Raw genomic sequence first — 10,852 nt, forward strand, 5'->3', positions numbered from 1 at the left:
GGATTGCAGGCGGAGTAGCGGGGCGGCAGGGAAAGTCGTCATCCCAGCCTTTCAAGGCTATCAATTATACACATATTTATCGGAAAATAGCGGTTCGCAAAGATTTTATCTTTTTTTCTATTGTATAGCATATAAGATATATGCTATACTAATCTTATGTCAACCTTACCAGCCAGAAAAATCGAGTCATTGCGAAGAGAACGAAGCCGTCTGCTTGAGGAACTTTCCACGCTTTCTCACCTCTTGCGAGGCTCCTGCTTGGAACGGTTTTCCACTTGCTCTCGGCCAAACTGCTCTTGTCATACCGGTCTACAGCACGGTCCGCGAGCCTATTTGGTCGTCGCCCGAGACCAATCGCAACGTCAAGTCTATATCTCTCAAACTCAGGTTCGCGCCGTTCGCAAGGGCATCCAGCAATACCATCGACTCCTGGAGATCGTAGATCGGATCACTGCGATTAATATCCAACTCATGAAAGGAAGAGTGCTCGATGAACCTATCTTGTGAAGACGTCTTGGCGTTAGCGAAACGCCATACGGATTTGGGCCGCGAAAAGCGGAACGAATGTTTCTTGCGGCAGTTGGAATTGGCAATGGGCTTTCCCCGCGCCCCTCTGCCCCAAGCGCTGATCTTTACCCACAAGTATTGAGGAATTATGAATGCCTGAATCGAGATTGTCGGGAATAAAGAATAACCAAGTTGGTTGGTCAACCCGCCGTTAAAACGGCCATTACCTTTTGCCCCTTTCAAGGGGCATTTGATAATAGCCCAGCCTTTCAAGGCTGGGAGAAAAAAACGCATGTTAACTCCATAGAATCCGACTCGTCCGTGAAATCTTTGATTCGAAATTTTCGTGGTATTCGCGCCCTTTCGTGTTTTCGTGATTCGGAAACGTAATAGGAATGAAACATTCCTTCTACCCTTAAATAAGGGGGCGCCAAGGACAAGGTTGTTTCTGCCCTTGATTCTTTACTTAAGTACTATTCTTATTCTTCCGAGGTAAGTTACGGTTAATGCAGAGGCAATGTGGAAGGGTGGCGAATCGATATTTCTCCTCGAATCAGGATTTGCATACAAGAGGCGTTTTTCGGTTGATTTCCATGACTCTTCTCTGATATTCCGCCTCGCGGACGGCGCGCATTCTCTCTTTCTGGATCAGAGAGAATTCTTCGCGGCTGCCCGGCAGCATTAAGCCGTCGAGATTGCCTAATCTCCGATAGGGCTGCAATTGTTTTAACGCTTCATTGGATTCGCGGCTGATGCGGATGGAATTGTACAGCGTCGTCCTCAGTTCTTTTTCCGGGCAGAAGCGTACCACATCATGGCGGGCGCAGCCGTAGCTTCTCGCCAACGAATCCAAAGCGTAACGGGTCTCGCGGGGATGCGCATGTTGGCATTCCAGAACGATTTCATGGATCGATTTTTGGGGATTGCGGTATAAATTCATCCTTTTCCCCACTTGAAGAAAAGCGGGAAGCAAAAGATCCAGAGCGTCGATGGATGGAAATGGAACCAGAATTTCGGCGGCGCCGATCTCTCTTTTAAGAATAGTTATTTTATCGTATTGAATGGCGGGAGATTCCGGAGTCCCCTCGTAGGGCATAGACCCCAGCCAGAATTCATACCCCTTATGCGAATTGGAACGAATATGAAGAAAGAGTCCGATGGCGGTTCCCTGCGGATCGAATTTCAATCGGATCGGTCCAATCGATTTATTGACATAGAACAAAGGATTGGCGATAGGAGTATTTTTATTGACGTAGTCCAGTAACGGCGGTAAGTAATCGCGGAAGTTCGACATCAATTCCAAAAAATCCTCTTTCCAGGCGCCGCTCAACGCTGATCCGGAATCAAGCGGCTCGATGGAAAAGTCTTTTCCGTCCCGCGACTGTCCGTAAGGCGCCAGCAATAAACCGGTTGGATTTTTAGCGTTCGTCTTCCTTTGATGTTGAACCTGTTCGATCTTATCGGCGAGGAGAGACATGACGCTTTCATTCTCCCGATGATCGACGATGTAGATCGCATTCGCTAGAGAGATTAACGTCGATAGTACCGCCGCGACGGGATGGACGCGATTGAAATGCGCGCGCATCTGCTCCCATTCGGCGTTGTAGATGCGTTCGCAGCACTCTTTGGAAAAGCTGGGCAAGCCGTCTTCGAGATGGAATTTCTTCCGTTCGATGGAATACATAAGCCCGTTGGCGAAACTTTTTTCGATATAAAGCAGCGAAGCCATAGTATCCCCAGGCTGCAATTGAATTACCGTAGGACCGAAAATTGACGCCGGGATGCCGTGAATCTTATTGTTTTCATAAAAATAGCGAAACGCTCTTTTCAGGCCGGGAAAACGAAGCATGGTGAGCAATGCGTCCATTTTTGAGTTCGATTGCGCCGGATCGGCCAGGCTGGCGATGGATACGACATGGTTGAGATGCGAATCCACAACGGAAATCCCTTCTAGCGTTTTCAGAGGGATCATAGCGGCAGTATTTTCGTTTTCGGTATTGAGCATCATGATCGTTGGCTTCCTTCGTCTTCGATGCCATAAGCGAAATGCAAAGGGGATGCCAATTAGAGTCAAGCGTATTTATATTGATATATCTATATGATAATCAATGTGTTATGCTGTAGGATTCGACAACGGAATGGAATAAAAAAGGGGAGAAAATTTATCAATTCAATAAAACAACATTATTTTATCATATTGATAAATTCAAGAATCCGATTCTTTCTTGAATGGTATTTCTAAATCCAATCTTTTCCCGTTGTTCTGGGACCGCCCTTTCCATCGCGATACCAGCGGGGAAGATACGAACCGCCCGCCCTGATAATATCTCCATAACTGGTTAGGCCATTCGTCGGATTGTAAAACTCGAAATTGGGAGGATGCGAAGGATAGATTTCCGTGGACCGGAAACTATCGACCCCATCGGGGCCGACGCTTTCGATGTTGAACATGTCGTACTTTCCGCCCCGCAAGCGGGTGGTCATGAACTCGTAGACTTTATCGTAAACGTTCTCGCGGGGTTTACTGACGTATTTTATGCCGAATGGATCGCTGAGGATGCCGTGAATATAGGGAATGGGAGTGGTCAAGTAAATAAAACCGAGGGAATGGTTGGCGCTATGCGCCGGTTTAGGCGGATAGGAGCCGTGATCGGCGAAGTAACTATCCAAAGCGGACGCGATAATATATTCCTCGCTCTCCACCCTAGCCATTTTCGCCCGAATCTGGGCGTTCAGAAAATTGGGAACCGCAATAGCGGCCAGGATGCCGATAATGGCGACAACGATCAGCAATTCGATAAGAGTAAAAGCGGTTAAGGCTCTTGTCATGGCCCATTTCCATCCGAGAAAAACGACGTTAAATCCACTGTTCTTTGTTTTACCATACTTATTCCTAATTCGTCCATCTTTTTTTCGATAATCTTTCGTCAAGAATGTTCCAAGGCGTTTTACCATAGATATTTTTCCCATTATAAGGAAAATAAGCGGAAGACTGGATAAAGATCGATAGAAAGGAAGCGAATCATGAAAACAAGGTGGTTAATAGGTTTGGCGGGCTTTATCGCCGCTTGGTTTTTCGTCAACGGATATTCTTCCTGCGCCGCCGAGAAGGAATTGCGGATCATCGCCTTCGGAGCGCATCCCGACGACTGCGAGATACGGGTGGGCGCCTGCGCCGCCAAATGGGCGAAATTAGGGCATAAGGTTAAATTCGTTTCCGCCACCAACGGCGACATCGGCCATTCCGTCATGGCGGGCGGCCCTCTCGCCCTGCGCCGCACGCGGGAAGTGGAAGAGGCCGCCAAGATTCTCGGCATCGAAACTCAAGTGCTGGATATCCACGACGGCGAGATCATGCCGACGCTGGAGAACCGCAAGATGTTCATCCGCCTGATCCGCGAATGGAACGCGGACATCGTCATCACCAACCGGCCTAACGATTACCACCCAGACCACCGTTATACCTCTATCCTAGTGCAGGATGCCGCTTTTATGGTAACGGTTCCCTTTATTTGTCCCGATTCGCCGCCCATGAAGAAAAATCCGGTTTTTCTTTATTGGCCGGACCGGTTCCAGAAGCCGTATCCCTTTACGCCGGATATCGCGGTGGGCATAGACGATGTAGTCGAACAAGCTTTCCATGCTTTAGAGCGTTTGAGATCGCAATTCCAAGAACAAGGCGCGGGCGGAAATGGCGATCCCGCTTCCTTCTTCCAGGGAGACGAGAAAGCCAGCCTTGAATTTACGAAGAACCGCTTCGATGGGCGGTTGCGGGCGCAGGATTCCTGGCGGCCATTGCTGGAGAAATTTTACGGCAAGAAAGAAGCCGCCAAGATCAAGTACGCCCAAGCATTCGAACTCTGCGAATACGGACGCAGCCCCAGCAAAGAGGAATGGATGCAGCTGTTTCCCTTCTTCCCCAAAGAATGATGAGTCATAAACTCTATTTCCACCTTTTCCTATTCTTCAAGGTATAGATTTTCCATTCATGAGAAAGGAAAATATTGGCGATTTTCATTAGCAATAAAAAGAAAGGACATGAATAATGAGAAAAGGTTTGCTGATAAGTTTGGCCGGTTTCATCGCTGCGATCTTCATGGCCAATGGATTCGACGCTAACGCCGCCGAGAAAGAACTGCGGATCATCGCTTTTGGGGCGCATCCCGACGACTGCGAGATCGAAGTCGGTCCCTGCGCCTACAAATGGGCGCAGTTGGGGCATAAGGTCAAATTCGTTTCTGTGACCAACGGCGACATAGGACATTCCGTCATCGCCGGAGGTCCGCTCGCCTTGCGCCGTACGCTGGAAGCGAATGAAGCCGCCAAGATTCTAGGCATCGAAACGCAGGTTTTGGATATTCACGATGGAGAACTAATGCCGACGCTGGAGAACCGCAAGACGATCATCCGCTTGATCCGGGAATGGAACGCGGACATCGTCATCACCAACCGGCCCAACGATTATCACCCCGACCACCGGTATACGTCGATTCTGGTGCAAGACGCGGCGTATATGGTAACGGTTCCCTTCATTTGTCCCGATGTTCAGCCTTTGAAGAAGAATCCCGTGTTTCTCTATTGGCCGGATGGATTCCAGAAGCCGTATCCCTTTTCTCCCGATATCGCCGTAGGCGTCGACGATGCGATGGAACCGATGTTTAAGGCCTTGGATTGCTTGAAATCGCAATTCCACGAAGAAGGCGCAGGCGGAAACGGCGATCCCGCTTCCTTTTTCAAAGGAGACGAAAAGGCCAGCCTCGAATTTACAAAGAAATATTTCGACAGTTGGTTCCACGCGAAACCGGAATGGAAGCCGATGCTGGAAGAATTTCACGGCAAAGAGGCCGCCGCCAAGATCCGCTACGCCAAAGCTTACGAACTATGTGAATACGGAAGGATTCCTAACAAAGAGGAATTAAAACAGCTATTTCCCTTCTTTTCGAAATAAGGGCATTCCTAAGAGAATACAAAACGGGGCGGATCAATCTGAGTTATCCGCCCCTCTTTTCTTTTACTAGAGCAATTCGGATATGAGTAAGAAGAATTAAGATCATTCAGCTAGGCGGGGCTTGCTTAGCTCGACCTACCCTGCATGTCTACTGTTTTAGGACTATTCCGCCTTTTCCACGGCGGCGGGTTTGGGTTGGACGGCGGGGACTTCGTTTTTGACTTTGGCCAGAACTTTGAGATTATAAAATTCCGTATATCCGCACAATTCACAAGTGACGGTCAGATAACGGTTGTTGTTGAATTGCAGACGCAATTTTTTCGGCAAGCTGCTCAACGACAATTCTTCCGCATAGAAGACGCGGCCCCGGCATTTGGGGCAAGTATAATTGGAAAAATGCTGGGTATAATTCTTCATCGTTCTTTAGAACCAGCCAGGCGAAGCATCGTCAAAATCGATACGCTTATGGTTATTATTTAGCACGCTGCGCTGTTTGTTGCAAGCAGTGAATTCATATCCCCGCTTTAGAAGGGAAACAACCGTTCCCAATCCTGCTCGGAGGGACGAGAGCCGTATTCGCACAATTCGAACGGTTCGGCCCAGCGAATGGCGGCAGCTTTCGCATTTCCATAACGCTCGGCGAGCCAGCCGCGGGCGCAGTCCGTCATGGCGCAAAGCCATTCGCCCCAAGATTCTTCCAGCCATTTTCTACGCTCCGAATCGGAAGCGGGAACGGAGTCAAGAGAATTTTCTACATAAGGCAGCCATTCGTAAAACTGCGATTCATGGCAGTGCATCATATCGAGTTTTTTCGCCATAACGCCGTCTACATCCACGGCGGCGTCCACTTGAAAGGGATAAGGCTTGCGGTAGGCGTCCCAGACGTAAAAGAAAAAGGGATTTTTTCGCAGGGCGGGAACATCGGGACAGACGTTGGGAACCACAACCATATACGCCGAATCTTGAATCAAGATGCCCACGGCGCGATGATCGGGATGATAATCGTTGGGGCGATGGCAGAAGACGATGTCGGCGCGCCATTGGCGGATCAGGCGGATCACTTGATAACGCGCCTCTAATGTCGGCTGCAGCTGGCCGTCGTGAAAATCAAGCACGCGGTATTGTATGCCCAAAACCGAAGCCGCCCGTTGGGCTTCCGCCGCGCGCCGCCGGGCCAGCGTTTCCCCGCCATCGTTTTGATGTCCAGCGTCGCCGTTCGTCAGAGAGACGAAGAGAACTTCATCGCCCCGGGCAGCGTATTTGGCCGCCGTTCCTCCGGCGAATATCTCGCAATCGTCCGGATGCGCCCCAAACGCGATTATCCGCAAAGGCGCGCGATTCTCTTGGTCGTTCATGGCCGTTTCCCGCTTTCCCAATTACGCCCAACAAGATTTAACCCCGCCCGGATTCGAAACAATATCGGGCGGGGTTATGCCGGCTTTCATTCATTTCCCATTAATTTTCTGCAAACTTGCCCACAATCTTAACGCAGCCGACGGGGCGGCAAGATTTCAAGGCATTTTTCAAGCCGTCGGGGATGTAGTCCTCGTAAATCTCCGTAGCTGCTTTATCGCCGATATTAAGCCCTTTTTCTATGGCGCCTTCTTTTTCGTACTTCTTAATAAGCGCTTCGCCGAAGAAGAATTTATTCTTTATCGCTTTCCCATCCAAAATATAGAGAAACGGCTCGTCGACATTTTGCGCGCACAATACGATAACGACGCGGCGCAGTCCATCGGTTTCCTGCGTATAATAAAAGCGCTCGATGGCGAATTCGCTATCGTCCGAGGCTGCTTTACCCTTCACTAATCCATCTGGATCGACGGTGACGGAAATGGTGAATTTGACGTATTCCACTTCATCCTCGAGCATCGCCCACGCTTCGCCATCGCCTTTCCAGGTAAAAGGAAGTTGGATTTCCTGAGCGTAAGCGAACAATCCCGCGCTCATGAGAATCGCCCCCGCAATGACCATAGCCCCGATAGCTGCCAACCTCATTTTGCGATTCATTATCATCTTTTTTTCCCTCCGTTTTTTTTGTTATAAAAATTCCAAAATATTGTTTATCGGATTCTCCTGCGCATCAATCCCCATCGGCGATTAATTTTTCATGAGTTCTTCGAATAATTTCGGATATCGGTTGCGTTCCAAGGGAATCAAGCGAAAAGAGGCGCTGCGCTGCGTCTCATCGAGACGGCTGGACGATAGAAGATGCCGTGAGGGATGGAATCGATCGCCCAAGCCCGCCGCGGCGGAATTGACGCTCACCAGCGTTCCCTCAGCGCCAGGTTCGAAAGCGAGGCTGCCGTCCAGCATCATAATGCCCAAGCCATTGCCCTTTTCATCCACAAAAGCGGCGAGATTGACGCGCAAACGGTTGCCAGGCGCAAAATCTTTAAGTGGAGAGAGACCGAATATTCCTCGATGCGACGAGAGGCTGCCGCCGGGATAAGAGGGATAGGGGCCGTCTCCCAGCCAGAGGATGCGGTCGAGGCGGGCGGGGATCAAAAACGATAGTCCCACTTCAAGAAAATTACGTACGGCGGGACCGGGATCAAGACGATATCGTACATCGCAAAAGCCGAACGGCGATGCCAGAACATCCAATTGCATAACGACCGCCCGGCTGGGATCGTCCGCTGGGATGGAAGCGTAAACCGATTGAATCTCCACCTCATCGCCTTTGGGATTGACGACTCGGCCCTGCGTTTTCAAGTCCTTCAACAAAAACGGCTCCGGCAGCGTCAAACGGCCTTCCTGTTGATGCAACCGATCCACCAGCGAAGGTTGGCGGCCAAGGCGGATATAGGGCCCGCCGGTAACGAGGCGATAATTGCCTTGCCGAAGCAGTAGAAACCAGGAAGGAGATGCGGCGGGAAGGCGGAAAAGAAAGGTTTCGGCTTCGATGCGGATTTCATCGACGGCGGCGTCCACTTTCCATTTTTTGTTCCATATCATGTCGCGCAGCCGCATGAGGAAAGATTTTTCCCAATCGGCCGGTTTGAGCCAGGCGGAGGATTCGTCGATGAGACGGCCATCCGGGGCGCTGAATTGCATAACTAAGTTATATTCATGATCTACTACATCGCCGGGGATATTCAAAACCAGAGCCATCGCCATTTTCTGGCGCGGGGGAAGTTGCAGTTGAATGGCTCCGCTATCGGCCTGCTCTCGATTGCGCCATAAAGTCCAGCGGCAGGATGCTTCTTGAAGATTGGAGAATTCATAAAAATTATGCAGCGTAAGCTCCACCGTTCGCTTTCCCGGCTTAATGGGAATAATATCTTCTTCAATTTGAATAGGGGAATACGCCTTGCGTATCAGGAAATAATTGGCCGGAAGGATTTTATCGGCGAAAGCGGCGGCGGCATTCTTGTCTTCGAATGGATCGATAAATGCGCCCGTCAGCTGGGGATTGCGCCGAATTTCAGGCCACAGTTCTTCCAATCCTTCCATCGCGTTATCCAAAGCGGCGGGATAACCAATAACAATGGCCGGTTGGGACAGGCGCGATAATCTTTTCAGATCGTCCAACGACTCGCAAGCAGGCGCCCATAAATCCGCTTGCTCTAAATACGATTCCGCCGACGGCCCCGAAATGATAAGCGAACGGCTTGCATCCCATTCCTTGAGAGATTTTACGACTCCCGAAATGGCGTCAGGTTCTAATTCGCCGCAGGGCAGATTCCAGGCGATCAAGGCGGGATCGAGGGAATAAGCCTGGATCGTCTCCTTGATTCCCGAAGCTGGATGGATGGTCCCCGCAGCGCTCGCCGGAAGCGAATCGGCGCCGAAAGGAATATTGCAGACGACATAAAAACCGTATTGGCCGCAAAGTTCCATCAGGCGCGGATGGGGCGGATGGGGAAAGAATATGGCATTGATATTGGCGCCGCGCAGAAATTCCAGGTTGCGGCGCCAAAGGTCTTCGCTGGGCGTCTGAGTTTCGATATCGCGATATACGGCGCCGCGCAGTTTGATGGGAACGCCGTTCAAACGCAATTCGCCGCCAACGGTTTCGACGCGGCGCGGAGCGACGAGACGCTCGACGCGGTTAAGCGTCTCTCCCCGGCGGCGCAGCTCGACGGCGAGCCGGTAAAGGGAAGGATGTTCCGCATTCCAGAGGATGGGGTGGTATATCGGCAATTGCAATCGGCCCCAAGCGGCGTTCCCCTCTCTCTCAAACCAGGCTATCTGGCTATGGGCTGCTTCTTTCCCTTGGGGATCGATTAGGGAGACGTCCAACGCAATGCACTCCCAATCGGCGTCATCCTTCAATGAAAGAATGCGGACCGTTAACCCGATGGAGGCGGATTCTTCGCCCTTGTTATCCTTAGCAAAACGCCATTCGCCGCTCAAAAAGAGCGAAAAGGGCGACTGAGAATTATCCGGCTGCGCCGCTTCGCCGCCGAACGCGATATGGAATAATAGAAAAAAGAAGCAAGCCCATCGTTTCATAGAAATCGCCGATTCCAATGAAAAAAAAAGAACATCATCCAATGAAGATTTCATCATAACAAACCGAGTCGAATAATGAAGTTAGGCTGCATCGCTGCGCCATAATTCTCTTCCTATATAAGGAAACGGCGCTAGACTATTAACGTTTAACGCAAGAATTTGCGCGATGAATCGATGGCGTGCCGTAAATCATATATAATCAATAGGTTATAACAGTATAGACCGAGAAAAAACGCACGTGTTTATATTCAGAGATATCCTCTTTTAATGACATTAAGACGGACGATTAGATCATGGCGGCCGGAAAAATAATTCGTATTCTTTTAGGGATAATAATTTTTATCATTGTTTTTAGCCTTTGGTTTATTGTTAGCTCTATGAGGATTTCTGTATACCATTATGAAAGTTCCGACCGTGGAATGGAGGAGATCGAAGTTCCTGGGAAAGGACGAAGCCTTGAGATGGTGGAAGCATATTTCGAAGAATATAAAAAATGGAAAGGCGATCCAACCATTACGCTTTGCCGCACGAGTAAGAGGATATGGTACGCTCCAGCTTTTTGGTGGGATAACTTCACAAACAAGAGATGGAAACTTCCGTATATAGAGCCATCGCCAAAACCTAACACGGGCTATTACGTTGAAATGCTCCGCGCCGCAAACCAAGACGAAACGTCCAGCCAGCATGACGCGCCAGTGGCTGTGGATCAACCGCGACAATGATCTTAATAATAAGGGAACATTCGAACATGCGCGAAGAAAATGCGTTGCGCCCTATTTGCGAATCGGATAAATTAAGCATGGGTAGAATGAGTGATCAGCGACAATTAAAATTCCCTCCTGACGACAATTAAAATTCCCGGTTTGAAGAGACGAGATAAAGTGATCCCAATCTCGAAGAAGGAGGTTGGAATGGTCACGGATGAACAGGTGAGGTTAC

The 10,852-nt window shown here is 49.8% G+C and carries 11 protein-coding genes; 5 read left to right on the plus strand and 6 right to left on the minus strand.

Features of this window, described 5'->3' with window-relative positions:
• Nucleotides 1–189: 189 nt before the first annotated feature.
• On the plus strand, nt 190–507 hold the full coding sequence (locus AB1656_18940) for a DUF6788 family protein (GenBank protein MEW6237464.1): 318 nt from the start codon (nt 190–192) through the stop codon (nt 505–507).
• Nucleotides 491–649, plus strand: a complete 159-nt coding sequence (locus AB1656_18945) for a hypothetical protein (protein MEW6237465.1) — start codon at nt 491–493, stop codon at nt 647–649. Before AB1656_18940 ends, AB1656_18945 begins: the two co-directional genes overlap by 17 nt.
• 411 nt (nt 650–1,060) lie before the next feature.
• Here AB1656_18945 and AB1656_18950 read toward each other — a convergent pair whose 3' ends face one another.
• Together AB1656_18950 and AB1656_18955 are read right to left on the minus strand one after the other, a co-directional pair.
• Nucleotides 1,061–2,515 (minus strand): hypothetical protein, encoded by a 1,455-nt coding sequence (locus AB1656_18950; GenBank protein ID MEW6237466.1) that lies wholly within the window; start codon nt 2,513–2,515, stop codon nt 1,061–1,063.
• A gap of 230 nt (nt 2,516–2,745) precedes the next feature.
• Nucleotides 2,746–3,336 carry a prepilin-type N-terminal cleavage/methylation domain-containing protein gene (locus tag AB1656_18955; protein MEW6237467.1) on the minus strand — a complete coding sequence of 197 codons (591 nt, stop codon included), beginning with the start codon at nt 3,334–3,336 and terminating at the stop codon, nt 2,746–2,748.
• Nucleotides 3,337–3,531: 195 nt separating this feature from the next.
• Here AB1656_18955 and AB1656_18960 point away from each other — a divergent pair, with 195 nt between their 5' ends.
• Together AB1656_18960 and AB1656_18965 are read left to right on the plus strand one after the other, a co-directional pair.
• On the plus strand, nt 3,532–4,437 hold the full coding sequence (locus AB1656_18960) for a PIG-L family deacetylase (protein MEW6237468.1): 906 nt from the start codon (nt 3,532–3,534) through the stop codon (nt 4,435–4,437).
• 115 nt (nt 4,438–4,552) lie between these two features.
• A complete protein-coding gene (locus AB1656_18965; GenBank protein ID MEW6237469.1) occupies nt 4,553–5,455 on the plus strand; it encodes a PIG-L family deacetylase in 903 nt (300 codons plus the stop codon).
• A gap of 162 nt (nt 5,456–5,617) precedes the next feature.
• Here AB1656_18965 and AB1656_18970 read toward each other — a convergent pair whose 3' ends face one another.
• The 4 genes from AB1656_18970 to AB1656_18985 all read right to left on the minus strand — a co-directional run bounded on the left by AB1656_18970 (nt 5,618) and on the right by AB1656_18985 (nt 9,913).
• A complete protein-coding gene (locus AB1656_18970; GenBank protein ID MEW6237470.1) occupies nt 5,618–5,872 on the minus strand; it encodes a zinc ribbon domain-containing protein in 255 nt (84 codons plus the stop codon).
• A gap of 107 nt (nt 5,873–5,979) precedes the next feature.
• A complete protein-coding gene (locus AB1656_18975) occupies nt 5,980–6,810 on the minus strand; it encodes a PIG-L family deacetylase (protein MEW6237471.1) in 831 nt (276 codons plus the stop codon).
• A gap of 100 nt (nt 6,811–6,910) precedes the next feature.
• Nucleotides 6,911–7,465: a hypothetical protein gene (locus tag AB1656_18980; protein MEW6237472.1), complete on the minus strand. Its 555-nt coding sequence runs from the start codon at nt 7,463–7,465 to the stop codon at nt 6,911–6,913.
• A 90-nt stretch (nt 7,466–7,555) separates the two neighbouring features.
• Nucleotides 7,556–9,913 carry a glycoside hydrolase family 2 TIM barrel-domain containing protein gene (locus tag AB1656_18985; protein MEW6237473.1) on the minus strand — a complete coding sequence of 786 codons (2,358 nt, stop codon included), beginning with the start codon at nt 9,911–9,913 and terminating at the stop codon, nt 7,556–7,558.
• A gap of 293 nt (nt 9,914–10,206) precedes the next feature.
• On the opposite strand from AB1656_18985, the gene AB1656_18990 reads away from it, so the two are divergent.
• Nucleotides 10,207–10,635 (plus strand): hypothetical protein, encoded by a 429-nt coding sequence (locus AB1656_18990; protein MEW6237474.1) that lies wholly within the window; start codon nt 10,207–10,209, stop codon nt 10,633–10,635.
• The last annotated feature ends 217 nt before the right edge of the window (nt 10,636–10,852 follow it).

It is taken from the genome of Candidatus Omnitrophota bacterium, from assembly GCA_040755155.1.
GTDB lineage: Bacteria > Hinthialibacterota > Hinthialibacteria > Hinthialibacterales > Hinthialibacteraceae > JBFMBP01.